This is a genomic window from Deltaproteobacteria bacterium, assembly GCA_029210625.1.
In the GTDB taxonomy this organism is placed as follows: Bacteria; Myxococcota; Myxococcia; order SLRQ01; family SLRQ01; genus JARGFU01.
Window position 1 is genome coordinate 183,596 of record JARGFU010000010.1, and the last position, 24,968, is coordinate 208,563.

Consider the following 24,968-nt stretch of genomic DNA (forward strand, 5'->3'; position numbering starts at 1 on the left):
CGTAGGGGGGGCGCGCCGGCGGCGGACGAGCCCGGAAGGGGTCTGGTAGACTTACCAGGTCATATCTTTCGGGCTTGACCGCTGGAGAACCAGACGATGACCTTCCCTCGCTCCCTCGCTCCCTCGCTCCCTCGCTCCCGGCTAGCCGCTTCGCTGGTCCTGCTGGGGTGTCTCGCCCCTTTCTCGGCTAGCGCTCAGCCAGCCTGCGACCAGTTGCCACCGCTCTTGCCGCTGCTCGACGGGTATCCCACTCGGGTGCAGAACCCGGGCGGGTGGCAGTCTTCCTCGTCGGCGATCCACGCCATCGACGGCGAGGTCGCCCGCGGGGTGTTCCTGGCGGTCGATGGCAACCAGGGCGAGATCGACTCGCTCACGGACGTCTCCGGTAGAACCACGAAGCTCGAGGAGGTGGTGGCGCCCCTCGCCCTGGAGCCGACCGCGCCGGACCTCCGGGGCGCGATCGCCGTGTTCGGCGGAAGGGACTCCAACAAGTCCGACATCTATCTCTACCCCTTCTCCCTCGGGACCCTGATCAACCTGACGGAGGAGGAGAACCCACTCCTCCCGGAGGACACGCTCCCCACGGTCGGCGGATTGGAGGGTGATGAGGTCTTCTGGCAGCGGAACCAGGGGATCTGGCCGCCTGCCGGGGTGACCCAGGAGTGGGACCTCTGGCACAAGCCCTCCGGGTGCGGGCGCCTCTCCTGCTCGCGCGCCATCTTCGAGAGGAATGGGCGGAACGAGATCCGTCCGCGGGCCTCCCGGGACCACCTGGCCTACGAGGTCTTCTCCCCCGGGGCGCCTCTTTCCGGTCACGATGTCGCCGTCTGGGACGTCGAGCAGAGGACCGAGGTGTGGCAGTCGAATCACCCGCAGGAGGAACGGGCGCCCGACACCCACGCAGGTCGACTGGCTTTTCTGCGTCGTCGCCCCGACCTGACCAACAACCCCTACTGGGTCTGCCACGGTGCCCTCGGAGCCGTGCCACAGCCGGTCCTCAGCCCGGATTCGCCTCCCTACAACGAAGCCTGCGAAGAGATGCTCGGTGTGCGCGTCGGAGGGAGTGAAGGTCAGCTGCTGCTCTATCTCACGCAAGATTGCTGCAACCTCGGAAACAGCACCCGCAACCTCGTCCTCTGGCTGGAGGATGTGTCCGCTGGGTGCGTCTGGGAGGTCGATGTCATCGCGAACAGCCAGTCGACCTTTGTGCCTCAAACGACCCTCGTTGGCCTCCCATCACTCTTCGACATCTCGGGGAACGCGATCATCTACTCGAAGGACCGCGACGACAGTGGCCAGGACGAGTGGTGGACCTACGTGGTGCGCTTCGATGAATCCCGTCTCCCGGAGACCTGTGGAAAGATCCGGGAGCTGCCTTGAGACCTCGGGCAACAGCCCTCGCGATCCTGCTGCTCCTCACGGGATGCGACGGCCTGGGGCTCGGTGTCTCCGGCGAGGACCTCCTGGTCGAACCTGAAGCCCTGGACTTCGGGATGCAGGAGGTGGGGCGGGTCGTCGGTCGAGAGGTCTCGATCACGAACCTTTCTCGGTCCGCCGTCGAACTCTCGCTGCGGGTCGATCCGGGGACGGAGGGTGCCACCTTCGGGGTCGATCCCGAAGAGTTGCGCCTGGAGGCGGGCACCACCGGCACGGTTCTCGTCGAGTACCTGCCGGTGCTCGGAGCCTCGGAGGCCACGCTGGTGCTGGCTCACCGGGGGAAGACCCTCGAGAGCCTTCCGGTCAGTGGGAGCGGAGCCATTCCCACGCTGCGGATCGAACCAGAGGCGATCGACTTCGAGCTGGTGCTGATCGGCACCGCCGAGTCGATACCCTTCGCCGTGAGGAACGAGGGACCCATTCTCGCGAGGTTCACCCCGCGCGTCGTTCCGGCTGAAGGGGCCTTTGCCTTGGGATCGACGCCCGATGCCATCGAGCTGGCCGTCGGGGACGAGGTCGAGCTCGACCTACGCTTCGCTCCCTCGGTCGAGGGCGTGCAGGGAGGGTGGCTGGAGCTGGTTCCCTGCACGGGGTGCGAGGTGGTCCGCGCCGCGCTCGAGGGCGAGGGCATCCGCTCGGGCCTGGTGCTCTCCCCCTCCAGCCTCGACTTCGGGGCCGTGACCCTCGGTGAGGCTCGCACACTCCCGCTCGAGCTCCGAAACCTCTCCAACGTGGAGCTCTCCTTCGACCTGGCTCCTGCCAGTGGGGGTCCCGATGCGCTGGCCTTCGAGATCGGGGAGGGGCCCTGGGTGATCTCGCCGCGGTCGAGCCACGAGATCCCCGTGACCTTCGCTCCTACCGAGGAGCGCGCCTACGCTGCCTTGCTCGGCTGGACCTCGACCGACCCTCGTTCTCGTAGTGGCAGCCTGCCGCTCCTCGGTTCCGGCGGAGGACCGGAGCCTCTCGTCCTGCCCACGCGGCTCGACTTCGGTGAGGCGGCCCTCGCGACGCGCCGCCAGGCCGAGCTCGTCGTCTCGAATACCGGCACCTCGGTGCTGCGACTGGAGTCGGCCGCCTTCTCCACCCCGGAGGCGTTCTCCCTGCTGACGCCGCTCCCCCTCGCGGTGGAACCGGGTGCGCTGGAGAGAGTCGAGGTGGCGTTCGAACCGGGTGTGCCGGGTGCTCACACCTCCACGCTCCAGCTCGAGACCAACGACATCGACACTCCCCGGCTGGAGATCCCCCTCACGGGGACCGGGATCGTGCTCCCGGCCTGCGAGGTGGAGGTCCACCCCCCGGCGCTCACCTTCGGGGTGAGCGCGGACGGGTGGCCGCTGCGGCGCCAGATCGTGGTGCGAAACGGGGGCTTGCTCGGCGACTGCCTGGTGGCCGACTGGCGGATCTCCGGCGCGGACGCCGGCACCTTCACGCTCGATGGACCGATCGGTGGCAGCGCGAGGCTCGCGCCGGGAGAGCGGCTGGTGTTCGGAGTGGAGGCCACGCTCCCCGAGGTCGGCAGCTTTTCCGCCCTCTGGACGGCCTACGTCTCACGCCCGGGGGAGGATCGAATCAGCGTCCCCCTCACCGCGCATCGCGTGGATACCGAGCTCTTCGTGGCGCCCGCTCCACTCGACTTCGGCGCCGCGCGGCCGGGTTGCGTCCGGGCCGAGCGCAGCGTCTGCCTCCACGACGCGGGCAACCTGGGGGCCCGTGTACTGGACGCCGGCGTCTCGACCACGGGGCCCGCGGACGCCTTCTTCCTCAGCGCCCTGCCCCCCGAGCTGGGGACGCCTGCCGGATACACCTTGGGTGCAGGGGAATCCCTCTGCGTGGGGGTGTCCTATCTGCCGACCGTCCCCAGTGGGTCCGAATACGGGGCGCTTCGTTTCGAGGTGGAGGGCCAGCCCGGCCCCTTCGTGGTCGGTCTTCGTGGTCTGGCAACCTCCCTGACCGGATTGAGCGAGCGCTTCAGCCTCCCCGGGGCGGCTCCTGGTCCGAAGGCAACGCTCTTCGTGGTGGATGTGTCAGCCTCGATGTACGCGGAGGAGGGGAGCTTCGTCGCAGGTGCCCCGATCTACTTCGACCGGCTCTCGAACTCCAGTTCGAACTATGCCATTGCCGTGACCAATATGGAGACGATCCAGGAGGGCGGTCGGTTTCACCCGCTGGATGACGCTCGTCCAAGAGTCGTCACACCGGCGCTCGCCGATCCCCGGGGGGCGTTCCTCGCAACCGTCGCAGAGCTTGCGGCTACCAATCTCTTCAATAGCGAGCTCGGAATGGAGGCCACATTCCTCGCCTTCTCGACCGCGGCCCTGACCACCACCAACCAGGGCTTCCTCTCGCCGGAGGGACCACTTCACATCGTGTTCGTCTCGGACAACGACGACTGGTCTCCGCGAGACGACCTTCTCTACGCTCACTTCCTGGAAGCCCTCGTGGGGCGCGAGGTGTCCTCCCTTACGGTCTCGGCGGTCGTGACGCCGCCAGAGGGTTGCCCGCTGCCCTCCGACACGACCGAGCTCGTGGGTCACCGCTACATCGGTCTGGCCGGGCGCTTCGGGGGCATCGTCCGCCCCGTCTGCTCGGAGGCCGACTGGAGCGAGACCATGACCGCGCTCGCCGACGTCTCCACCGGGAGCCGCTGGCACTTTCCACTCTCCGACCAGCCCGTTCCGGCTTCCATCGCCGTGTTCGTGGAGCAGCGCGGCGGTCAGCGGCTCCCGCTCACGGGGTGGATCCACGACCCGGCTCGCAATAGCGTGGATTTTCCTGAGACTGGTCCTGCTCCGGAAGGCGAAGCGGTCGTCATCGAATACGAGCCGATCTGTCTCTGAAACTCGAGAGCGGTCGGGCTGAAGAGGGATGACTGACGCCTAGAAGACGTGGCCGAGATCGAGGTAGAAGCCGGTCGTGCCGTCGGTGGGGGAGACGCCGTAGTCGGCGCGCACCAGGAAGGTCTTGCCCCAGAGGAGGCGCAGGCCGCCGCCCAGACCCATCCCCAGGCGGGGCGGGCCCTCGATGCTGCGGCGCAGGGGATCGGCGAAGACCAGGCCGAGGTCCGAGAAGGCCAGGGCCCGCAGCTCGAGGTTGGTCAGCACCTTCCCCAGCCCGTGGAAGCGGCGGGCGAGCACCCCCCGCAGGCCGATGGCTCCGCCGGTGGCGCTGAAGGGCCTCGGCCCGCCGATCTCCGAGAGCTCGTAGAAGGGGGGGCGCCCGAGGATCAGGTCCCCGGCCAGGCGAAGGGCGGCGGAGAGGCGCCCCGGCCAGAGGGTCCGGTAGAGGCGCAGATCGGCGGTGAGCCCGCCCCAGAGCAGCGCCCGTACGGCAAGGGACCCCATCGGGGGAAGATAGCGAAAAAGAGAAGGCCCCGACGAGCAGGGTGCTCGTCGGGGCCTTCGAGTGGCGTCCCCGGGGGGAATCGAACCCCCGTTGCCGGCTTGAAAGGCCAGCGTCCTGGGCCACTAGACGACGGGGACCTATTCGAGATTGGTGGGTTGCAGAGGAGTCGAACCTCTGACCGATGGATTAAAAGTCCACTGCTCTACCAACTGAGCTAGCAACCCGCTTTCGTCACGAGGGGGTCTACTTTACGACCTTGACGGCGAACTCGCCCGTCTTTCCCTCCAGATTCACGTCGACGACGGTCTCACCGATGGCCTGGGCCCAGACGCCGCCCTGACCGTCGATGGTGACGATGCCCTCGTCGCGGGGCTTCAGGAAGATCTGCCGGTCCACGACCTTGGTGCCCTGGTAGTCGAAGGCCTCGATCTTCGGGACCACCCGCTCGGCGGCCTCGAGGGAGAGCTCCAGCGCCTTGTCGTGGATGACGATCTTCTCGACGAGGTTCACCCGCACCAGGACCCGGCCCTCGAGCTTGTCGGCCCGGGCGTAGACGTAGGCGGTGCCCGAGCCGGTGGCCTGGGCGCGGCCCTGCATGTCGATCTCCACGACGTCGGGCTTCTCGGAGACCCAGTCGAAGAGGACCTCGGGGTAGTAGTGCCCCTGCTGGTCCATCGCCCGGGCCTTGAGCTGCAGGGCCTGCCCCTTCCGGACGAACTGGACGTCCGTGGGCTCGACCTCGATGTAGCTGGGCCCCTTGCAGCCGGCGGCGGCGAGCAGGGTGGCCACTCCGAGGCCGATCAGGGTGTTGAGGTGGGTCGTCGTGTGCATGGTTCACCCCCGTGAAATCGAAGAACGCCTCGGTATCACGGCGGCGAGCGGCCTCGCAAGCGAGGGGGCACTTTCGTGAGCTTTGGGGTACCCTCCGGGGCATGAAGAGCGCCGGGATGGGACGGAGCGCGCTCGTTGGAGCGCTGGGTTTCACGCTTTGCCTCGGGGCCATGGGCTGCACCGAGAAGGGGCTCTACGGCCTCGAGCTGGGGGTCCCCCTCCCGGCGGCCCAAGCGGCCTACGCGCCGGCCGTGGCGGGGGGGAGCTGGTCCCGGGAGGGCAGCCGGGCGGTGATCGAGGGCGAGAAGCTGCTCCCCAACCGCACCGAGCTCTTCCTCGACGGCGAGACGGTGATCGGCCTGCGGATGCGCTTCGACAAGTCGGGCATCGTGGCGGCGAACGAGCACCCGGTGACCCTGCCCCAGACCTTCCTGAACAAGCAGCAACCGGAGGGGGCGGCGGGGCCCTTCGAGCACAGCGGCATGAAGTTCTGGATGGACGCCACCACCCTCTACGGCTTCGCCAAGGACGGGGACGGCTTCACGATCGAGCGCCACACCCGCGCGGGCCTCGGGGCCGGCGGCGAGGGCTGCGACGCGGCCGCCGAGGTCGCCCGGCGCCTGGCCTCGGAGACGGCGAAGGCCTTCGGCGAGGACGGCGCCCGCACGAGGGACGAGCGCCTGGCCGAGGCCGCCCGCCTGCGCCCGCTCGCGGCGGCCGCCGAGCTGCTCTGCCCCGAGTCGAGCGGCGTGCTCACGGTCGTCGGTGACTTCTTCCGGGCCTCCGGCGCTGCCAACGGCGCCCTCGAGCGCTACAAGAAGGCGATGAAGGTGGCGGACGGCTGGGGGGTCGCCTCGATCTCCGACGCGCACGCCGGCATCGGCGCCGTGAGCTTCCAGTACCGCAAGGACGAGGAGGCCGCCGAGCACTACCGCCTGGCCATCGAGCGCTCCAGCGACTCGGGGCAGCGGGCGAAGGTTTCCCGCGCCTACGCCGACGACCTCCACCAGCGGGAGCGCTACGGCGAGGCGGCGAAGTACTACGCCACCTACCTGGAGAACACGGCCTCGACCGACCAGAGCGACCTGGCCCGGGTCCACGCCCGCCTCCTGAGCACGACCATCGAGCAGCCGGGCGGCTGCAAGAAGGCCGAGCCGATCGCCGAGAAGGGCCTCGCCCTCGATCAGGCCAAGGAGCGCTCCCGGGCGGCGATGCTGGCCGCCGAGGCCTTCCGGATCATCGCCTGCGATCCCAAGAAGAAGAAGGACGGCTACAAGCGCCTCGAGGAGGCGGTGAAGCTCGATCCCCTGATGGCCGCCGAGTGGTCCCGCTTGACCGCCTACTACGACCGCGAGGCGCAGGACGAGTGGGTCCTGAAGACCATGGTCGAGAACGGCTGGCTCGATCCGAAGGGCCTGAAGGCCGCCCGCGAGTACCAGAAGGAGGTCCGGGGGGAAGCCCGCTGATGCCCGCCGAGCGCCTCCTTCTGGAGACGCCCGAGCGAGTCGGCCTCGATCTCGAGATCGTGGGGCTGGGGCCGCGCGCCCTGGCCTTCATGCTCGACGCCTTCATCCTCTTCCTCTGGTGGATCTTCGCCGTCTTCGTCCTGGGGCTCCTGACCCGGGGTGACGCCGTCGGCTGGTACGAGGGGCTCTCGGATCTGATCCGGACCCTCCTCTTCGTCGCCATCTTCGCGGTGAACTGGGGCTACGGCCTGATCTTCGAGTGGGCCTGGAACGGCCAGACCCCGGGCAAGCGGGTCGTCGGGCTGCGGGTCGTGCGCCGCGACGGCAGGCCCTACGACCTGGTCACCTCCGCGGTGCGCAACCTCTCCCGCCTCGTGGACGGCTTCCCCTTGAACACCTACGCGATCGGCCTGACCACCGTGGCGGTCACCACCGAGCACCGCCGCCTGGGCGACCTGCTCGCCGGGACCGTGCTGGTGCGGGACGCGCCCCCGGATCTCTCGGTCTACGGTAGCGGCGGCGGGGTGGAGACCGAGGGGCTGGAGCGGATCGCCCCCCTCGAGGCGCAGGTCTACGAGACGGTGGCCGACTACCTCGACCGGCGGGAGCACCTCGATCCGGCGGTGCGGGAGAAGGTCGCCCGCGCCACCCTGGAGATCGTCCTCTCGGGGAGCCGGGATCCGGCCGGGGAGCGTTCGGCGGCCGGGGAGGGCGGCGCCGCCATCGACGCCTACCTGCGGCGCCGGATGGAGGCGAGCCGGGCCACGCGTCGCGGCGCCGGGGTCGGCGCGGCGGCCCTCCTGCACTTCGTGGCGCGGCGGCGGGAGGACTGGGAGCACCTCGCCGACGCCCTCGACCGCCTGGTCCTCGGCCGGGCCTCCCTGGCGGACCTCGAGGACCTCGACAACCTCTACCGGCAGAGCAGCCGCGACCTGGCCTGGGTGCAGACCCGCTACCCGGGCTCCACCGCCTCCCGCTACCTGCAGGGCCTCTGCGCCCGGGCCTACCGGGAGGTCTACCGGGGCACGGGCGACCGCCGGGAGGCCTTCCGGGCCTTCTGGCGGCGCGACTTCCCGCTGGCGGTCTGGGACTCGCTGCCGCAGGTGCAGCTCGCGACCTTCCTCCTCGCCCTCGGCGCGCTGACCGGCGCCCTCCTGGTCCACCTCGATCCGGCCGTGGCGGACGACGTCCTCGGGCCGGCGCTGATGGAGACGGTGCGCTCGGGGAGGGTCTGGACCGACGACCTCCTCTCGGTGGCGCCCCCCTCCCTGGTGAGCGCCCGCATCTTCACCAACAACCTCTCGGTGACGATCGCCGCCTTCGCCGGCGGCCTCACCTTCGGGGTCTGGACCATCGTGCTCCTGATCCTCAACGGCGCGCTCCTCGGCGTCGCCTTCGCCGCGACGGCCATGCACGGGGTCTCGGGCAACCTCCTCGACTTCATCGCGGCCCATGGCCCGGTGGAGCTCTCGGTGATCGTCCTGGCCTCCGCCGCGGGGCTCAAGCTCGCGGTCGCCCTCCTCCTGCCCGGAGAGCTCCCCCGGGGTGACGCGCTGAAGACCCACGGCCGCACGGCGGTGCGGATCGTCCTGGGCGGCGCGCCCCTCCTGGTGGGGGTGGGGCTCATCGAGGGCTTCGTCTCGCCGGGGAGCTTCTTCCCCACCTGGCTGAAGGCCACCCTGGGCCTCGGCCTCGGGGTGATGGTCTGGGTCTACCTCCTGCGCTTCGGCCGCCGCGCCTGGCTCGAGCGCGCCGCGGGGGCAGCCCGGGCGCCCGAGGTCTGGTAGACAGCCGCCCCGTGACCACGATCGTCTCCATCGATGGAAAGCTGGTGCCCCCCGAGGGCGCCACCATCTCCGTCTTCGACCGGGGCTTCCTCTACGGCGACTCGGTCTACGAGGTCGTGCGCACCTATCAGGGGCGCCCCTTCGAGCTGGGCGCCCACCTCGACCGCCTGGCGCACTCGGCGGCCCGGATCGGCCTGCGCCTGCCCTGGAGCCGCGAGCAGCTGACCCGCGCGGTGAACGACATCCTGGAGGCCTCGGGGCACGGCGCGCAGGAGCGCGAGAGCTACCTGCGGATCGTCGTCACCCGGGGCTCGGGAGAGATCGGCCTCGATCCCTCCCTGGCCGTCGAGCCCCGCACCATCCTCATCGCGCGCGTCCTCGAGCAGCCCGCCGTGGAGGCCTACCGCGAGGGAGTGACCGTGGCCCTGGTCGGGGGTCGGGAGGGGCTGCGCCGGCACGTCGATCCTTCCGCCAAGACCGGCAACTACCTGCCGAACGTCCTCGCGGTCGCCGAGGCCCGGGAGCGCCACGCCTACGAGGCGGTGATGGTCGACGAGCGAGACCGCCTCACCGAGGGCTCCTCCAGCAACGTCTTCCTGGTGCAGTTCGGCATCGTCCGCACGCCACCCCTCGCCGTCGGCATCCTCGAGGGGGTCACCCGCCGCACGGTGATCGAGGTCTGCCGGGAGGCGAAGATCCCGGTGGAGGAGGCGCGCCTGACCACCGCCGACCTGCACAGCGCCGACGAGGCCTTCCTGACCTCCTCCATCCGCGAGATCGTCCCCATCACCCGGGTCGAGGATCAGCCGGTGGGGACGGGGAAGGTCGGCGACGTCACCCGCGCCGTGCAGGCCGCCTTCCGGGGCCGCACCGGTCCGCCCTTCGGGGAGCCGCGATTCTAGGATGGCCGTCGAGCTCGTGAAGGGGGAGGACGGCGTCTCCCGCTGCTGGTGGGCCACCTCGACGCCCGCCTACGCGGCCTACCACGACCAGGAGTGGGGGCGGCCCACGGCCGATGACCGCTGGCTCTTCGAGAAGATCTGCCTGGAGGGCTTCCAGGCGGGGCTCTCCTGGCTGACGATCCTCAACAAGCGCGAGCGCTTCCGGGAGGTCTTCGCCGACTTCGAGATCGACCGGGTCGCCCGCTTCGACCGGCGCTCGGTCGAGCGCCTGATGAAGGACGTGGGCATCGTCCGCAACCGCAAGAAGATCGAGTCGACGATCCACAACGCGAAGCGGGCGCGGGAGCTGCGGGCCGAGCTCGGCTCCCTGGCGGCCTTCGTCTGGCAGTTCGAGGCGCCGCCGCGCAAGCGGGTCGAGCTCGTCAGCCAGAGCGCCGAGTCGGTGGCGCTCAGCAAGGCATTGAAGAAGCGCGGCTGGAGCTTCGTCGGCCCCACCACGTTGTACGCCTTCCTGCAGGCCGCGGGCGTGGTGAACGACCACCTGCCGGGCTGCGCCGCGCGTCAGGGCTGCCTGGACGAGCGCGCCCGCTTCGAGCCGCCTCGCCCGCGGTAGGCGAGCGCGAGGAGCGCCAGGAGCAGCCCGGCCGCCCCTGGCGAGGGGCCGCCCGCGCTGCAGCCGCAGCCGGGGAAGGCGCCGCACTCGGTGCCGGGGTCGCCGCAATCGCTGTGGACGTCGTCCGGGGGTGGAGTCGCGACCTCCGGGCAGATGAGGGCGTGATCGCAGAGGTCGCCGGGCTGGCAGTCGGCGCAGTCGAGGCAGCCGGAGCTCGAGTCACAGAACTCTCCCGCGGCGCAGCCCAGGCGCTCGCAGGCGGGGTCGGCCTCGATCAGGAAGACCGCGCTCGCGACCGGCGAGACGCCGCCGCGCTCGTCGATGGCGGCGAAGCCCACCGAGACGAGATCCCAGGGCTGCAGGGGGGCGCCGCCGGTCAGCGATGACACCGTCACCGTGGTCGTCGGACCCGCCTGGAGGGGGAGGCGGAGGGGCCACTCGGTCGGGTCCAGGGAGCAGACCTGGGCCGGAGGGACGAGCCCGTCGTGATCCACGCGATGACAGACGGCGAGCTCCAGGCTGTTGCCCGGCACGACCGAGTCCTCGTCCACGGGGTCGGTCAGCTCGATCGTGACGTCGGTGGTGGTCGCCGGGAAGACCTCGTCCAGCGTCGGGCTGCGTACGGTCGGGGGACCGGGCAGGGAGCTGAGGGCGTCGAGCCAGAAGGTGCAAGAGGACCAGTCGCTGGTGGCATCCCCGTCCCGGGCCCGCACGCGCACCCGGTGCAGGCCGTTCTCCCGCAGCCACGCCGGGTCGATGGGGACGCGGGTGAAGGTGCCCGCGTCGAGCTGGGTCACCGAGGTCTGCCCCAGGAGCAGGCCGGTGGGGTGGGTGCGGAGCTCCAGCTCGATGATGATCGGGTGGCCGGTCTCGGTCTGGCTCAGCGAGACGTCGAGGTGGTCGGGCGTGCCCCGGTAGACGTGCTCGTCGCAGTCCGCGGCGAGGTCGAGGAGGACGACCTCGGTGGGAGGCTCCGGCGGTCGGATCTGGAAGTGGATGATGTTGCTGAAGGCGCTCTGGCCGCCACAGATGGGGCCGGTGAGGTTGGCGTAGGCCCGGGCGGCGTAGCTGCGCCCCCACTCCAGGGGTGGATCGACGATCCAGCTCGTGGTCGTTCCGGCGCTCTGCGGGAGGGCAGGCGAGGTCGCCGAGACGAGCGCGAAGGTGTCGTCGGTCGCCACCTCGAAGTAGAGGTCGGTGGCGCCGCCGTTGGGGTCGGTGGTGTTGTTGGCGACGAGCGTCGGCGTGGGGGTGTCGAGCACGGCGCCCTCGGCCGGCGTGACGAGCAGCGGGGCGAGGGGGGCGTCACAGACGCCGTTCACGAAGAAGCTCCAGTAGCCCGACCAGGGGGAAGCCCGGTCCTCGCCGCAGATCAGGTCGTGCATCCGCACGCGCCAGTAGACGAGGGTGTTCTCCGGGATGCCCGCGGTCACCCACGAGGTCTGCCCGCCGGCGCCGGCGGCGATCCGTCCGGAGCTCTGGTCGGGGGCGCTCGCCGGGGCGGGGCCCGGGTTCAGGTAGTAGTAGAGCTCGAACTCGTATTCAGGGGAGCTGCCGGGGCTGACACCCTGGTTCACGGTCAGGGTGGGCGCCACCGTCGTGACGATCGCCCCGTCGGGTGGGGCGACCTGCTGGGGGGTCGAGGGGACGATGGCGACCGGTCGGACCGTGAGGCCGAGGGAGAGGCCGGTGCAGGCGTTCTGATCGTCGCAGGCCTGGACGACGATCGTGTACTGGAGGACCGGCGAGCAGGTGCCCTGGCCGAGGACCCAGCTCCACTCCCCGGTGGCGGGCGCGTAGCTGCCATACCCGGTGAGGTTGCCGGCGGCGTCGAAGACCCCGACGGTGATGTTCACCGTGGCGCCCTCGGGATCGACGCTCGCGATCTGGAGGGTGAGGGTGTCGCCCTCGCTGGCGGTCCGCTGATCGCCGTCGAGGAGCTGGTTGCCCAGGGCGTCGGTGAGCGTCAGCAGCGGCGGCTGGTTCTGGGCCCGGGCCGCGCCGGGCAGGGCCAGCAGGAGCCCGAGGAAGAGGACCACCTCGCCCGGTGTCCGTCGCTTCTCCTTCCTCATGCTCGCCTCCCCGTTCCTCTGCCCCCCATCGTAGGCAGGTCGGCCCCGCCACGGCCACCGCCCCCCGGGTCGCCGAGCTGGTATCGTCGGGTGAGAGATGAAGGCCTGGCTCTCCAAGATCCTGGCGGGCGCCGCCGCGGAGGCCGGCGCCGAGGCCACCCGGCGCGGGCTGCAGAAGCTCGACGAGAGCCCGGAGGAGGCCCTGAAGCGGGAGCAGCGCGCGAAGCGACGGCGGGCCTGGCTCCTCCTCGGGGGCGGGGCCATCGGGCTGGTCCTGGTGATCGGCCTGATGAGCGCGGTGCTGGAGTGGATCCTCCTGGCGGGCTTCGCCGCCGCCGCCGGCTACGGGGGCTGGCTGCTGCTGCGGCCGAAGGTGCGGCAGCTCACGGCGGCCCGGAGCGAGCGGCGGGCGGCGCTCGCGGCGAAGGAGGCCGAGGCCGAGGCGGCGCGCGAGGCCGAGGCCGCCGTGCGCGAGGCCGCCGCCGCGCGGGAGGCGAAGCAGCAGGCCCTCGAGGACGAGCTCGCCGCGCTCAAGGCCCGCTCGGGCCGCGAGGACTGAAGCGTCCTCGTCTGGCGCGCGAAGTCCGCGAGATCATTCGTGCCCGCGCCCTTTGTTCCGGCGGATCCGGTGGTAGAGTCCCAACTAGCGATGACGGATCGCCCCCCCTTCCAGCCGCAGGTCTTCGGGCACTACTACCTGCTCGAGCACATCGCCTATGGAGGCATGGCCGAGATCTATCGGGCCAAGTCCTTCGGCGCCTCGGGATTCGAGCGCGAGCTGGTCCTGAAGCGGGTGCTCGAGAAGCTGATCGAGAACCCCGACTTCCTCCGGATGCTGGTGAACGAGGCGAAGCTCACCGCCACCCTCCAGCACGGCAACATCGCCCAGGTCTTCGAGCTGGGGCTCGAGAAGGGCGTCTACTTCATGACCATGGAGTACGTGGAGGGGGTGAGCCTCAAGGCCCTCCTGCGCCGGGTCTCCAAGGCCGGAGAGCGGCTCACCCCGCAGATCGGCGCCTACCTGATCCTGCAGATCGCCCGGGGCCTGCACTACGCCCACGAGAAGAGCGATCCCATGGGGAAGCCCCTGGGGATCGTCCACTGCGACATCTCTCCCGAGAACATCGTCGTCGGCTACGACGGCAACGTGAAGATCGTCGACTTCGGCATCGCCCGCGCCCAGTCCGCCTTCTCCAACTACAAGGAGGGGATGGTCATGGGGAAGTTCAACTACGTGGCCCCCGAGCAGGCCATGGGACGCCCCCTCGACCGGCGCGCCGACATCTTCTCCACCGGCATCCTCCTCTACGAGGCCCTCACCGGGCAGCATCCCTTCGGCCGCAAGGGCGACGTCGACACCCTGGTGCGGATCGCCCGCTTCCAGAAGGGCGAGGTGGTGCCGCCCGAGCAGGCGGCGCCCGGGCTTCCCAAGGAGCTCTCCGAGATCTGCATGACCGCCATGGCGCACGATCTCCAGGAGCGCTACGCCACCGCGCAGAACCTGGCCGAGGCTCTCGGTGGCTACCTCCGGGCGATCCCCACGGCGCTGCTCCACGATCAGCTCAAGGATCTGCTCCACGATCGCTTCGCCCAGGACATCGCCACCCGCCGCAGCGCCCGCGAGCAGGATCCGAGGATCATCGGCGAGCTGCAGCGCAAGCGGGCCGTGATGGTCGACGACTCGGGTGAGTTCGGCGCGCTGGCCGCCAAGGAGCCGGTCGCCGAGCCCCCGGAGAAGGGCAAGGGCAAGGGCGCCCTCCTGGGCGGAATCGGGCTCGTGCTGGGCCTGGCCCTGGGCCTCGGCGGTGCGCTGGCGATGCGGCCGCCGCCCGCGTCGGTGCTCTTCGTGACCTCCGATCCGGCCGGCGCGACGGTGAAGCTCGAGGGCTCGGCGCGGGGTGAGACCCCGGTGGCCGTCGAGCTCGAGGAGGGGACGCCCTACCTGCTCCAGCTCGACCTCGCGAACCACGAGCCCTGGCAGGAGACCTTCACCGCCGAGGGCGCGCTCGTCGAGAAGAGCGCGACCCTGAAGGCGAAGACCGCCCGCCTCGAGGTCGTCTCCCAGCCCGAGGGTGCCCGGGTGCAGATCGACGGTGAGGACCGGGGCGTGACCCCCGTCTCGCTCGAGCTGCCCATCGGCACCGAGCACGTGGTGCGGATCAGCCGCGGGACGGTGACCGAGGAGCGCCGGGTGAACCTCTCCGGCGCCGGGACCCGGCTGCAGGTCGAGTTCAGCGCGGCCGGGAAGCCGGCGCCGGGCAAGTCACCCCCGAAGCGGCGGAAGCGGGGCCGCTAGGACGAGCCGTGCGTCGCCTCGCCCTCCTCCTCGTCCCGCTGCTGCTGCCCTGGATGGCGGTGGCGGCGGAGGCCGCCGGCACGCCGCCGCCCTCCATCGACGCCTCCACCCGGCGACCCTCGCCTCCGAAGCTGGAGGGCGCGCCCGAGGATCCCCTCGACCGCCTGAACCGGCCCGCCCTCGATCTCGCCCCCGGGGAGGAGCCCCGGATCACCGTGCGCCTGATGCGCGGGCAGCCCCGGGTTCGCCTGCGCGCGGTGGGCGGCGGGCTGGCCGCCTCCCTGCGCGCCGGGGGCGTCGAGGGCAAGTCCCTCCACCTGCCCGCCGAGGTCTGGCTCACCGTCGGCCTCGAGCAGCACGCCCGGGGCAAGCGCCAGCAGTTTCCCGTGGTGGCCGAGCTCCCCCCCGACGAGGCCGCGGCCCTCGAGGCCGTCGTCCGGGAGTGGAAGGGCCGGGACGAGGCGGTGAAGATCGTCGAGGTCGGCTCGGTCTTCGGCCTCGCCGGGCGGGTCATCGACACCCGCCAGACCCTCGTGCTGATCGACGGCCCCGGCAGCGCGCAGTGGGCGAGCGCGGCCTCGGACCGGGTCGCCGCGGTCCTCGGGCGGCCGCCGGACCTCTACGAGAAGGTGCTCGAGCGGGCCTCCGGGGAGCTCACCCTGATCCGCGAGGATGGCAGCCCGGTGGCCACGGCCGAGAGCCTGGCCAGCTTCCGGGCCGAGGGTGAGGAGAGCTACCTGGAGATCGACGAGGTCGAGTACGGGCGGGGCTACGACTGGCACGGCCGCGAGCGGCGCTCCTTCTTCGGGACGGTGCACGTCGCGGCGGGCCCCGAGGGGCTCACCGTGGTCAACGAGGTCGGCCTCGAGACCCTCCTGCGCGGCGTCGTTCCCGCGGAGACCTTCGCCTCGGCCCACGCCGAGGCCCTCGCCGCCCAGGCGGTCACGGCGCGGGGCGAGATCCTGGCCAAGGTGGGCACCCGCCACCTCGGCGAGCCCACCCTCCTCTGCGCCGAGCAGCACTGCCAGGTCTACAAGGGCACCACGGCGAGCACCGCCGCCACCGACGCCGCGGTGAAGCGGACCCGGGGCAAGGTGCTGGTCGAGGAGGACGGCAGCCTGGTGCACGCCGTCTACTCGGCCGTCTGCGGTGGGCACACCGAGAACAACGAGGTGGTCTGGGGGGGCGCCTCCCGCCCGGCCCTGCGCGGGCGCCTGGACTTCCCGGCCGAGGGCGAGTGGCTGCGCTACGCCGCCGGCATCGGGGAGCGGGATCTGGGCAGCTGGCTGGCGGCCTCTCCCCCGGCCTGGTGCAACCGCTCCTCCTTCCGCAACGCCTCCAAGTTCCGGTGGACGAAGCGGATGAGCGCCGCCGACGTGAACCGCCGGGTGGCTCACCTGGGCGTGGGTGAGGTGAAGGCCCTGGAGGTCTCGGGCCGGGGCGTCTCCGGCCGGGTGAAGGCCCTGAAGATCGTGGGCAGCCGCCGCACCGTCACCGTCCACCGCGAGTTGCCGGTCCGCCGGCTCTTCGGCAACCTGAACAGCGGAATGTTCGTCGTGGCCGGGGAGAAGGACGCGAGCGGGAAGATCGCCACCTGGGTCTTCACCGGCGGGGGCTGGGGCCACGGCGTGGGGATGTGTCAGGTGGGCGCCATCGGCATGGCCGAGGCGGGACACGATCACGAGACGATCCTGCGGCACTACTACAACGGAGCGCGCATCCAGCGAATCTATTGATGGAGCCGAAGACCCCGAAGCAGTCCCGGGTGGAGATGACGGAGATCGTCCTGCCCACCCACACCAATCGCTTCGGTACCGTCTTCGGCGGCCAGATCACGGCCTGGATCGACATCGCCGGCGGCGTCGCGGCCATGCGCCACGCCGGCAGCCTGGCGGTGACCGCCTCGATGGATCAGCTCCACTTCCTCCACGGAGCGAAGACCGGTGACATCGTCGTGCTGCGGGCGCAGGTGAACTACGCCGGGCGCACCTCGATGGAGGTGGGGGTGAGGGTCGACAGCGAGAACCCCATCACCGGAGAGCAGCACCACACCGCGACGGCCTACCTGACCTTCGTCGCGGTGGACGAGGAGGGGCAGCCGCGCGCGGTGCCCGCCCTCGAGCCGATCACGGAAGACGAGCGACGAAGGCACGAGAAGGCCCGGCGGCGCCGGGAGCAGCGGCTGGCCGATCGGCGGGAGGCCGTCGAGCGGGCGAGGCGCAAGGGGGACGTATGAGCGAGCTCTATCTCGCAGGGAGGCTCGAGCTGCTGCAGGACGACATCACGCAGCTCGAGGTCGACGCGATCGTCAACGCGGCGAACACCAGCCTGATGGGCGGCGGCGGCGTCGACGGCGCGATCCACGACGCCGCGGGGCCGAGGCTGCTGGAGGCCTGCGCCTCGCTGGGGGGCTGCCCCTGCGGAGAGGCGAGGGTCACCGAGGGCTTCGACCTGCCAGCGCGCTGGGTGATCCACGCGGTGGGACCCCAGTGGCGGGGTGGGGCCGCCCGGGAGGCCGAGCTCCTCGAGAGCGCCTACCGGGCCAGCCTGCGGCGGGCCGTGGAGGTCGGCGCCCGGAGCGTGGCCTTCCCGGCGATCTCCACGGGCATCTACGCCTACCCGCTGGAGGCGGCGACCCTGATCGCCCTCTCGACGATCGCGAGCGCCCTGGAGGACGCCCCCTCGATCGAGCGGGTCATCGCCGTGGCCTTCAGCGCCCGGGTCCACGCCGCCTACCGCCGGGCGGCCGAGCACCTCTTCGGCGCGCCCGAGGCCTGAGGCTTCAGCCGGCGGAGGTCTCGGTGACGACCAGGCCGGCCGGGTACTCGTCGGTCTCCGCCTGGTGGCGCGTGATCTCACCCTTGACGATGACCGTCGTGCCGACGTCGTCGACGCAGCGCAGGGTCACGGCCGTCCCCACCGGGAGGAGCTCCTCGGTGAGCACCAGCATCGAGCGGTCGTTCATGTCGTGACCGGGTCCGGAGAGGGACCCGCCCGGGTGCTCGAGGGTCACCTCGCAGTCGACGCGAATGCGGGGGCTCTTGCGCTGCTCGTCGCTCTTGGAATCGCTCATCGGGCCACATCCTAACCCGGAACCGGAGATGGGAGGGGAGGGCTCCGCTTGTGCTATTAGCCAGGGGATGGTGCGCACCTCGGCCCTGCTCCTCTTCTTCTCCCTGCTCCAGGCCTGCGGCGGCCCCGCCTGGGAGGACCGCCCGACGAAGGTGGTCTTCGAGCCGGCCTCGCCCGACTTCTGGGCCCGGCCCCTCCCCTCGGACCTGCGGATCCAGGCGGACGGAACGACCGACCTGGAGGACTGGCCCGGTGACTGGACCAGCGATCTGATCGACACCTGGCTGGACGCCGCCGAGGACCGCCTCGACGGCTGGGGCGTGAGCTCGGGGGTCTTCGTGCTCCTCGACGGGGAGATCGATCCGGCGAGCCTGCCCGCCGGCCCGGCCGAGAGCCTGGCGCCCGGCGCGTCGGTCTACCTCCTCGACGTCGACCCCGACTCGCCCGAGCGGGGCCGGCGCTTCCCCCTCGAGGTCGAGCAGCTCACCCAGGGCGACCTCTACACGCCCGAGAACCTCCTCGCCGCGATCCCCGTCTTCGGCTTCGTGCGGCGGCCGCGGACCACCTACGCCCTCGTCATCACCGAGGGGGTCCGCGACGCCCAGGGCCAGAGCCTGGGGCGCAGCCAGGCCTTCCATCTGGCGTGGGAGGATCAGAAGGGCGCCCACGCCGCGGCCCGGGACGAGCTGGTGGCGGTGCGGGAGACCATGGAGGAGGAGGGCGCCGAGCTCGACGCCGTCGTCGGCGCCGCGGTCTTCACCACCCTCGACCCCAACGAGCAGCTCCTGCGGATCGCGGAGTGGGCCGAGGCCCTGCCCCAGCCGGTGCTCTCCTCGCCCTGGACCGTGGCCGAGGAGTACGAGAGCTATCAGGTGCTCACCGCCGCCTTCGACGTGCCGGTGATCCAGAAGGGCGAGCGCCCCTACGACCAGGCCGGAGAGGGCGCCATCGACTGGGGCGCGGACGGCTGGCCGGTGATCAAGGAGACCCAGACCATGCGCCTGGTGCTCTCGGTCCCGAAGAGCGCGCAGCCGGCCGCCGGCTTTCCCCTCACGATCATCCTCCACGGCTCGGGCGGAGAGTGGCGGATGGGCATCGACCGGGGCCCGAAGGACGAGACCTTGCCCAAGTCGGAGCAGGTCGAGCCGCCGCCGGGCACCGGCCCCGCCGAGTGGCTGGCGCGCCGGGGCGTCGCGACCGTCGGCTTCGACTTCCCGCTCCACGGCGATCGCCACTCGCCCCCCGACACCTCGGGCCTCGTCTTCTACAACCTCTTCGGCAACATCATCGCCACCCTCGACAACTTCGACGTGGCCCACGCTGAGCTGCTCCAGCTCTCGCGCCTGATGATCACCACCACGGTGGACCCCACCCTGGCCCCCACCCTCGACGCCGGCGCCGCCCCCGACGGCCTCATCCGCTTCGACCCCGAGCGCCTCACCGCCCTCGGGCAGTCCATGGGCACCACCCTCGGCGTGCCCTGGGCCGCGGTCGATCCGCGCCTGAAGGGCGCCCTCTGGTCCGGGGCCGGCGGCATCCTGGTGGAGATCGCGGTCACCGCGCTCGAGCCCATCGAGCTCAAGCCCTTCGTCGAGCTCCTCCTCGGGATGACCGCCGAGGGTGCCGAGCTCCACCGCGCCCACCCGATCCTCCACGCCTTCCAGAACGTCTGGGACCTGGCCGACCCCATCGCCAAGGCTCCCTGGCATACGGCGGTCACCCACCCCGGCATCCCGCCCAAGGACGTGATGATGACCGCGGGCGTGCGCGACGGCTACTTCCACCCGAGGGCCGAGACCGCGATGGCCGTCTCCCTCGGGATCCCGCTGGTGGGCGAGGAGGTGGAGCCCTGGCTCCCCGACTCCCTGCGCCTGGCCGGCGACAGCACCCGCGGCTACCCCCTGCAGGGCAACCTGAATGGCCGCACCGCGGGGGTCGTGCACTACGCCTCGCCCGAGAACAACGGCCACTACGTGATCTTCAATCAGGATGGCGCCCGGCAGCAGTACACCTGCTTCCTCGCCAGCGTCGGCACGCCCGGCGGCGCCAAGATCGCCGAGGCCCGCGGCCTCGACGACCCCTGCGAGTAGGGTGAGCCGCTGACGGCCTCCTCCCGGGAGGGGGGTCGGTTGGCCGTCCCCGATCTCTGACGGACGATGACACGTGGGCGCGATCGCCGCGCCATCTGTCCCGGGCTGTCACGTGAGCGGCGGTCTTCGTGCATCCGGCCGCGCGGGTCGGACCGCATCCGTCGCAGGTGTGATCCACGCTCTCCCTCGCGAGCCGGAGTGTCGCGAGGTGTCGCCTCGATGCATCCCGCCTCGTGAACGGGGCCCGCACCGGTGCTCCGTCCACTCATCCACCCAATGGAATCCAGGGCTTTCGCGATGATGAACCACAGGTGCTCCGGTCTTCTGGTGTTCTTCCTTCTTGTCGCCGCGTGTGGGGCTCCAGACGACGACTCGGGCGAGCTCGAGCCCCGAGCGGGGGATGCCTGTAGCGGGCATGCGGGCTGCTCCTCCTTCGACGCGGCGCTCTACTGCTCCAACAACATCCTGGTCTCGGTTCCCTGCCGCGGACCCGGACACTGCGTTCAGGACGCGACCCACTTCGAGTGCGACATGGCGGGGAACTCCGTCGGAGATCCTTGCCCCTCGCAGATGGAGGGGCTCGGAATGTGTGACGGGCGCGACGACGCTCGAGTGCTTGTCTGCCAGGGGGGCGCCCTGGCAGTGTTCCAGACCTGCGAGGGGCGGTGCCTCGAGACCGGGGGCCAGGTGGGGTGTGACGCGACGGGCCCCGATCCGAGCTCGCGGTGGCGGGTCACGGTGACCAACGGAACGCTGCCCGAGCGCGACCCCAACGGGAGCGCCTGGGATGCCGCCGGTGGCCTCCCGGATCCCTACGTCTGCCTCACCGTCGGCACTTCGCCGCGCTGGTGCACCTCCACGAAGCAGGACACGCTCAACCCCGTGTGGAACGAGTCTTCGGGGACGGCCTATCTGTGGTCCGCGCTCGGGGACGTCCGCATCGAGGTCTTCGATGAGGATCTGACCGACAGTGAGGCTGTCTCTTCCGGTTCCATCCCCCTCCAGCCGCAGACCAGCGGGCAGTCGGCCACGATCCCGGTCACCTGGACGGGAGGGCAGGTGACGTTGAGGATCGACCCGGCCTGATGGCGGTGCCTCGAAGAGGCGTCGAGTGACACCGGCGCGGCCTTGCATCCAGGGCGAGGCGGGGTAGGGTGCGCCCCCGCGAACTCCTGACCCTCGAGGTGTCCATCGATGCGCGCCCTCCTGATCCTGCTCTCCCTCGCCCTGGCCACGCCCGCGGCCGCGCAGATCGTCAACGTCCAGAGCCGCTTCGACGCCAGGCCCGAGGACGGGCTCCACGGCGCCCTCTCCGGCTCGGCCGACTGGCGGACCGGCAACACCGAGTACCTGGCGCTGCGGCTAAAGCTCTCGGGGACCGGGAGCTTCGGTGACCACCTGATCCTGCTGGCGGCCAGCGCGGAGTACGGCGTGGCGTCCGGCGCCGACGAGCCCTTCCTCTCCCGCCTCTTCGAGCACCTGCGCTACCGCCACGCCTTCGGAGAGCTGGTCTCGGCCGAGGCCTTCGTGCAGCACGAGTACGACCGCTTCCGGAAGCTGCAGCTGCGCTTCCTCGCCGGCGCGGGCCTGCGCCTCGATCTGGTCTCCAGCGAGACCTGGGGCGCGGCGATCGGGCTGGCGGCGATGCTGGACCACGAGGAGCTCATCGAGGGGCGAGGCCAGGCGACGGTGGGGCGCTTCTCCTCCTACCTCATCGGCCGGGCCTCCTTGAGCGAGTCCCTCTCCCTGACCGAGTCGGTCTACGCCCAGCCGCGCATCGATCTGCCCTCCGACATCCGCCTGCTCTCGGAGACCTCCCTGAACGTGAAGGCGGCCGCCTGGCTCTCGGTGGCCGTCTCCTTCACCCTCGCCTGGGACTCCGACCCGCCCGCCGACTTCGATCCGGAGGTCCAGCCCCTCGACACCCAGTTCAAGACCACCGTGGCGGTCAGCTTCTAGCTCGCTAGCGATCGTCCTCGGCGACGACGACCAGTCCGTCGCCGGGGCCGAGGGTGACGGTCTCGTCCTTGGGGGGGATGAGCCGCACCCCGAAGTTCGCGTGGCTGTCGTGGGCTTGGCGCCCGAGCTTGAAGCCGATGCAGACCTCGCCGTCGCGCTTCTGGGCCGCCCGCATCAGGTCGCCGAAGCGGCAGCTGATGGGGAGCTCGTCGCAGTAGAGCCCGATGGGCTTCACGTAGATCTCCGAGCCCTCCTCCTCGAAGAGGTCGTCGTAGACCTTCTTGATGTCGGGCTCCTCGCTGATCTGGGCGAAGATCATCGAGATCATCCGATCGGAGATGATGAAGTCGTTCACGCCGGCCTGGGAGACCAGCTCCTGGTTCTCGGAGTCGATGACCTCGGTGATGATCTTGGTGTCGATACCCTCGCTCTTGCCGGCATCGCGCAGGAGGCGCCGCAGGTTCAGCAGCACCAGGATGGTCTCGGCGTCGATGCGCTCCGCGTCGAGGTGCTCACCGGCCCGGTGCGGGAGGATCGTGACGTTGTGGTAGTCGAAGGGGCGCACCCGGGCCAGGACGTCCCGGTCGAGGGGGTCACCCTCGATGAGCGTCACCTCGAGCCCCTCCAGGCTGGCGTCCAGCTCGCGGACGGCCTCCCGGGTCGCCTCGTCGGGGTGGGCCACCAGCACGTCGACCTTCGAGCCCTCGAGGACGTAGTCGGCGTACTCGGTGATGATGGTGGGCGCCTTGGGGCCCCAGCCGACGATCAGCTGCCGCTCCTGGTGCTGCTCCAGGCGGGTCTCCTTCACCGGGCGCTCCTCGGGCTGCATCACGGGCCGCGGACGGTACTCGATGGTCGAGTCGTCGGTGGCGACGATCAGCACCTCGTCGCCGGCCTCGATCGGCGTCTCGGGTGCGGGCCGGATGGTCAGGGAGCCGTCGGCGTGGCGCAGGCCGATGGGGACCCCGTCGGGGAAGTGGTACTGCAGCTCCCCGAAGGTGTGCTCCCCCCACTCGGCGCCGTGGAAGTAGATCTCGCAGCCCTCGAAGGAGAGCAGCTCCGAGTACACCACCGAGAGGCCGGAGGTGCGGGAGGTCTGCACCATCAGCTTGGCGAGGATCGTCCGGGTGTCGATGGCCACGACCCTGCCGGGCGAGAGCTCCATGATCACCTGGCGGTTCCGCGGGTCGAAGACCTCGGCCACCATCGGGAAGTCGGCCCCCTCGCCGCCCTCGCTGCCGATGGCGTCGAGGGCCAGCACCGTCTTGATGGTCTTGGCGTCGCTGATCGCCTTCTCCGCCTCGGAGGCGGTGTCGCTGCATGAGGCCAGGACGATGGCCGACTTGCACTGGGCCGCGTTGACGTGCTGCAGGCTGGCCAGGGACGAGGTCGTGCCCGAGCGGGTCACGAGCTTCGTGTTCCGCCGGTCGGTGAAGTGCGCCTGGAGGTACTCGTCGATCGCCTCCTTCTCCTCCTCGGCCAGGACGACCACCGCCGGGTGGTCCTCGCTCTCGTTGGCCTCGACCAGCTCCCGCAGGATCTCGACCACCCGCGGCCCCCAGCCCAGGATCAGGGTGTGCCCCGACTCGAGCACCCGGCTGTGGCCCCGCTTCAGGCCGGCGATGGCCTGATCGAGGGCCGTGGTGATGAAGGCGATGAGGGCCGAGAAGATCACCACCCCGGTGATGCCGGTGAGGATCGCCACCGCCTTGAAGCCCGGGTGGGTGTCGGTGTCGATGCCCATGTTCCCGGGGTCGGTGAGCTCGAGGAAGATCGTCCAGACGTGCCGCAGGGCGTCCTCGGAGGCGTCCGGCGCCACCAGGTGGACGGCGAGCCGCACGAGGGCCAGGGCCACGATGGAGCCGAGGAAGGCGACCAGAAGCGAGAGGAAGAGCGCGCCGCTCCCCCGGGCGAGGAAGTTGTCGACCCGGTAGTGGAGGCGCTGCGTGAAGGTCACCTGTTCGGGCATGCCGATCCCCCTTGTCGAGAGGCAGCGTATCCCGAAGAGAGGACTTGACGGATCGTCTTGCGTTGATCCAAGCTGACCGCATGTTCGGAACCCTCCAGCATCATCGGCACCATCACCCCTAGGGGTCGGTGTCGAGCTGCGCGTAGGTTCCCCCACGAAGACACCGGCCCCGAGAGGCCGGTTTTTTCGTGTCCGGAAGGCACGAAGGGGCCGCAACCCCCGGGGTCGCACAACGAAGGAGCGACACAGTGCCTGGACGAGACGAAGCGAAGGTGAAGCTGGCCCTGCCCAAGGGCCGGATGATGGACGGAGTCCTGACCCTGCTGGCGGACGCCGGCGTGCGGGTGAGCCTCGGCGAGCGGGGCTACCGGCCCCGGCTCTCTCTCGAGGGCTTCGACGTGAAGCTGCTCAAGCCGCAGAACGCGGTGGAGATGATGCACCAGGGCACCCGGGACCTCGGCTTCGCCGGCGCCGACTGGGTGGCCGAGCTGGACGGTGACCTGGTCGAGCTCCTCGACACCGGCCTCGACCCGGTGCGGGTGGTGGCGGCGGCGCCCAGCGCCCTGCTGGTCGAGGGCGAGCTGCCCCGCCAGCCCCTGCGGGTGGCCTCCGAGTACGAGCGGCTGACCACCCGCTGGATCCGCGAGCGGAACCTCGAGGCCAGCTTCCTGCGCTCCTACGGGGCCACCGAGGTCTTCCCCCCCGAGGACGCCGACTGCATCGTGGACAACACGGCCACCGGCGCGACCCTGGAGGCGAACCGGCTGACGATCATCGACGAGCTGATGCGCTCCTCGACCCGCCTCTACGCCAGCCCCGCGGCCCTGGCCGATCCGGTGAAGCGCCAGCGCATCGAGGACCTGGCCCTGGTGCTCGGTGGAGTCCTGCAGGCCCGCCGCCGGGTGATGGTCGAGGTGAACGTCGCCCCGGATCGCCTCGACGCGCTGGTGGAGATCCTGCCCTGCCTGCGCCAGCCCACCGTGGCCCGCCTCTCCGGGGACGCCGGCTTCGCGGTGAAGGCCGCCGTGCCCCGGGACGCGCTGCCCGGCCTCATCCCCCGCATCCGCCAGAGCGGCGGCAGCGACATCGTCGTCACCGAGCTGGCCCAGCTCCTGGCCTGAAGGATCCACGC

General features: G+C 70.9%; 20 protein-coding genes and 2 tRNA genes. 15 read left to right on the top strand and 7 right to left on the bottom strand.

The genetic code is table 11. From position 1 onward, the window contains the following. Nucleotides 1-225 precede the first annotated feature (225 nt). Both P1V51_11555 and P1V51_11560 read left to right on the top strand, forming a co-directional pair. Nucleotides 226-1,380 (top strand): hypothetical protein, encoded by a 1,155-nt coding sequence (locus P1V51_11555; GenBank protein ID MDF1563673.1) that lies wholly within the window; start codon nucleotides 226-228, stop codon nucleotides 1,378-1,380. Beyond that, the gene (locus tag P1V51_11560) at nucleotides 1,377-4,274 is read left to right on the top strand and encodes a choice-of-anchor D domain-containing protein (protein MDF1563674.1); all 2,898 of its coding nucleotides are present in this window, start codon (nucleotides 1,377-1,379) and stop codon (nucleotides 4,272-4,274) included. The genes P1V51_11555 and P1V51_11560 overlap by 4 nt, the downstream gene beginning before the upstream one ends. A 39-nt stretch (nucleotides 4,275-4,313) precedes the next feature. Here P1V51_11560 and P1V51_11565 read toward each other — a convergent pair whose 3' ends face one another. The 4 genes from P1V51_11565 to P1V51_11580 form a co-directional block, all read right to left on the bottom strand. Then, a complete protein-coding gene (locus P1V51_11565) occupies nucleotides 4,314-4,778 on the bottom strand; it encodes a hypothetical protein (GenBank protein ID MDF1563675.1) in 465 nt (154 codons plus the stop codon). A 62-nt stretch (nucleotides 4,779-4,840) separates the two neighbouring features. Beyond that, nucleotides 4,841-4,916, bottom strand: a tRNA-Glu gene (locus P1V51_11570). Between the two features lie 11 nt (nucleotides 4,917-4,927). Next, nucleotides 4,928-5,003, bottom strand: a tRNA-Lys gene (locus P1V51_11575). 19 nt (nucleotides 5,004-5,022) lie between these two features. Beyond that, nucleotides 5,023-5,610 (bottom strand): hypothetical protein, encoded by a 588-nt coding sequence (locus P1V51_11580; GenBank protein MDF1563676.1) that lies wholly within the window; start codon nucleotides 5,608-5,610, stop codon nucleotides 5,023-5,025. Between the two features lie 170 nt (nucleotides 5,611-5,780). Here P1V51_11580 and P1V51_11585 point away from each other — a divergent pair, with 170 nt between their 5' ends. From P1V51_11585 to P1V51_11600, 4 genes are read left to right on the top strand one after another with little or no spacing between them, the layout of a single operon-like run. After that, nucleotides 5,781-7,076, top strand: a complete 1,296-nt coding sequence (locus P1V51_11585) for a hypothetical protein (protein ID MDF1563677.1) — start codon at nucleotides 5,781-5,783, stop codon at nucleotides 7,074-7,076. Further along, complete coding sequence (locus tag P1V51_11590; protein MDF1563678.1) at nucleotides 7,076-8,863, top strand: stage II sporulation protein M; 1,788 nt, start codon at nucleotides 7,076-7,078, stop codon at nucleotides 8,861-8,863. The genes P1V51_11585 and P1V51_11590 overlap by 1 nt, the downstream gene beginning before the upstream one ends. A gap of 11 nt (nucleotides 8,864-8,874) precedes the next feature. Next, on the top strand, nucleotides 8,875-9,765 hold the full coding sequence (locus P1V51_11595) for an aminotransferase class IV (GenBank protein MDF1563679.1): 891 nt from the start codon (nucleotides 8,875-8,877) through the stop codon (nucleotides 9,763-9,765). 1 nt (nucleotide 9,766) lies between these two features. Then, nucleotides 9,767-10,378, top strand: a complete 612-nt coding sequence (locus tag P1V51_11600; GenBank protein ID MDF1563680.1) for a DNA-3-methyladenine glycosylase I — start codon at nucleotides 9,767-9,769, stop codon at nucleotides 10,376-10,378. Here P1V51_11600 and P1V51_11605 read toward each other — a convergent pair. Continuing rightward, nucleotides 10,327-12,450 carry a hypothetical protein gene (locus P1V51_11605; protein ID MDF1563681.1) on the bottom strand — a complete coding sequence of 708 codons (2,124 nt, stop codon included), beginning with the start codon at nucleotides 12,448-12,450 and terminating at the stop codon, nucleotides 10,327-10,329. The two genes, P1V51_11600 and P1V51_11605, sit on opposite strands and share 52 nt — an antisense overlap. Nucleotides 12,451-12,547: 97 nt before the next feature. Here P1V51_11605 and P1V51_11610 point away from each other — a divergent pair, with 97 nt between their 5' ends. The 5 genes from P1V51_11610 (at nucleotide 12,548) to P1V51_11630 (ending at nucleotide 17,524) form a co-directional block, all read left to right on the top strand. Continuing rightward, on the top strand, nucleotides 12,548-13,009 hold the full coding sequence (locus P1V51_11610; protein ID MDF1563682.1) for a hypothetical protein: 462 nt from the start codon (nucleotides 12,548-12,550) through the stop codon (nucleotides 13,007-13,009). A 90-nt stretch (nucleotides 13,010-13,099) separates the two neighbouring features. Then, entirely contained in the window at nucleotides 13,100-14,746 is a 1,647-nt protein-coding gene (locus P1V51_11615) for a serine/threonine protein kinase (protein ID MDF1563683.1), read from the top strand. 8 nt (nucleotides 14,747-14,754) lie between these two features. Next, nucleotides 14,755-16,482: a SpoIID/LytB domain-containing protein gene (locus tag P1V51_11620; GenBank protein ID MDF1563684.1), complete on the top strand. Its 1,728-nt coding sequence runs from the start codon at nucleotides 14,755-14,757 to the stop codon at nucleotides 16,480-16,482. Beyond that, on the top strand, nucleotides 16,482-16,982 hold the full coding sequence (locus P1V51_11625; GenBank protein ID MDF1563685.1) for an acyl-CoA thioesterase: 501 nt from the start codon (nucleotides 16,482-16,484) through the stop codon (nucleotides 16,980-16,982). The genes P1V51_11620 and P1V51_11625 overlap by 1 nt, the downstream gene beginning before the upstream one ends. After that, nucleotides 16,979-17,524 carry an O-acetyl-ADP-ribose deacetylase gene (locus P1V51_11630; GenBank protein MDF1563686.1) on the top strand — a complete coding sequence of 182 codons (546 nt, stop codon included), beginning with the start codon at nucleotides 16,979-16,981 and terminating at the stop codon, nucleotides 17,522-17,524. The genes P1V51_11625 and P1V51_11630 overlap by 4 nt, the downstream gene beginning before the upstream one ends. Nucleotides 17,525-17,528: 4 nt before the next feature. Here P1V51_11630 and P1V51_11635 read toward each other — a convergent pair whose 3' ends face one another. After that, a complete protein-coding gene (locus P1V51_11635) occupies nucleotides 17,529-17,819 on the bottom strand; it encodes a PilZ domain-containing protein (protein MDF1563687.1) in 291 nt (96 codons plus the stop codon). Nucleotides 17,820-17,886: 67 nt separating this feature from the next. Here P1V51_11635 and P1V51_11640 point away from each other — a divergent pair, with 67 nt between their 5' ends. The 3 genes from P1V51_11640 to P1V51_11650 all read left to right on the top strand — a co-directional run bounded on the left by P1V51_11640 (nucleotide 17,887) and on the right by P1V51_11650 (nucleotide 21,867). After that, nucleotides 17,887-19,908 carry a hypothetical protein gene (locus P1V51_11640; GenBank protein MDF1563688.1) on the top strand — a complete coding sequence of 674 codons (2,022 nt, stop codon included), beginning with the start codon at nucleotides 17,887-17,889 and terminating at the stop codon, nucleotides 19,906-19,908. A 297-nt stretch (nucleotides 19,909-20,205) separates the two neighbouring features. After that, nucleotides 20,206-20,994 (top strand): C2 domain-containing protein, encoded by a 789-nt coding sequence (locus tag P1V51_11645; protein MDF1563689.1) that lies wholly within the window; start codon nucleotides 20,206-20,208, stop codon nucleotides 20,992-20,994. Nucleotides 20,995-21,102: 108 nt separating this feature from the next. After that, nucleotides 21,103-21,867, top strand: coding sequence for a DUF481 domain-containing protein (locus P1V51_11650; protein ID MDF1563690.1), 765 nt, complete (start codon nucleotides 21,103-21,105; stop codon nucleotides 21,865-21,867). A 4-nt stretch (nucleotides 21,868-21,871) separates the two neighbouring features. Here P1V51_11650 and P1V51_11655 read toward each other — a convergent pair whose 3' ends face one another. Beyond that, complete coding sequence (locus tag P1V51_11655) at nucleotides 21,872-23,836, bottom strand: hypothetical protein (GenBank protein MDF1563691.1); 1,965 nt, start codon at nucleotides 23,834-23,836, stop codon at nucleotides 21,872-21,874. 272 nt (nucleotides 23,837-24,108) lie between these two features. Between P1V51_11655 and hisG the strand changes: the two genes are divergently transcribed. Beyond that, nucleotides 24,109-24,957, top strand: coding sequence for an ATP phosphoribosyltransferase (hisG, locus tag P1V51_11660; GenBank protein MDF1563692.1), 849 nt, complete (start codon nucleotides 24,109-24,111; stop codon nucleotides 24,955-24,957). Nucleotides 24,958-24,968: the final 11 nt, after the last annotated feature.

Bases quoted from the DNA above. Each gene is read 5' to 3' on its own strand.
- P1V51_11645 (MDF1563689.1), top strand. From the start codon at position 20,206: ATGATGAACCACAGGTGCTCCGGTCTTCTGGTGTTCTTCCTTCTTGTC.
- P1V51_11605 (MDF1563681.1), bottom strand. From the start codon at position 12,450: ATGAGGAAGGAGAAGCGACGGACACCGGGCGAGGTGGTCCTCTTCCTC.
- P1V51_11600 (MDF1563680.1), top strand. From the start codon at position 9,767: ATGGCCGTCGAGCTCGTGAAGGGGGAGGACGGCGTCTCCCGCTGCTGG.
- P1V51_11655 (MDF1563691.1), bottom strand. From the start codon at position 23,836: ATGCCCGAACAGGTGACCTTCACGCAGCGCCTCCACTACCGGGTCGAC.
- P1V51_11565 (MDF1563675.1), bottom strand. From the start codon at position 4,778: ATGGGGTCCCTTGCCGTACGGGCGCTGCTCTGGGGCGGGCTCACCGCC.
- P1V51_11640 (MDF1563688.1), top strand. From the start codon at position 17,887: ATGGTGCGCACCTCGGCCCTGCTCCTCTTCTTCTCCCTGCTCCAGGCC.
- P1V51_11580 (MDF1563676.1), bottom strand. From the start codon at position 5,610: ATGCACACGACGACCCACCTCAACACCCTGATCGGCCTCGGAGTGGCC.
- P1V51_11610 (MDF1563682.1), top strand. From the start codon at position 12,548: ATGAAGGCCTGGCTCTCCAAGATCCTGGCGGGCGCCGCCGCGGAGGCC.
- P1V51_11635 (MDF1563687.1), bottom strand. From the start codon at position 17,819: ATGAGCGATTCCAAGAGCGACGAGCAGCGCAAGAGCCCCCGCATTCGC.
- P1V51_11630 (MDF1563686.1), top strand. From the start codon at position 16,979: ATGAGCGAGCTCTATCTCGCAGGGAGGCTCGAGCTGCTGCAGGACGAC.
- P1V51_11625 (MDF1563685.1), top strand. From the start codon at position 16,482: ATGGAGCCGAAGACCCCGAAGCAGTCCCGGGTGGAGATGACGGAGATC.
- P1V51_11590 (MDF1563678.1), top strand. From the start codon at position 7,076: ATGCCCGCCGAGCGCCTCCTTCTGGAGACGCCCGAGCGAGTCGGCCTC.
- P1V51_11650 (MDF1563690.1), top strand. From the start codon at position 21,103: ATGCGCGCCCTCCTGATCCTGCTCTCCCTCGCCCTGGCCACGCCCGCG.
- P1V51_11615 (MDF1563683.1), top strand. From the start codon at position 13,100: ATGACGGATCGCCCCCCCTTCCAGCCGCAGGTCTTCGGGCACTACTAC.
- P1V51_11585 (MDF1563677.1), top strand. From the start codon at position 5,781: ATGGGCTGCACCGAGAAGGGGCTCTACGGCCTCGAGCTGGGGGTCCCC.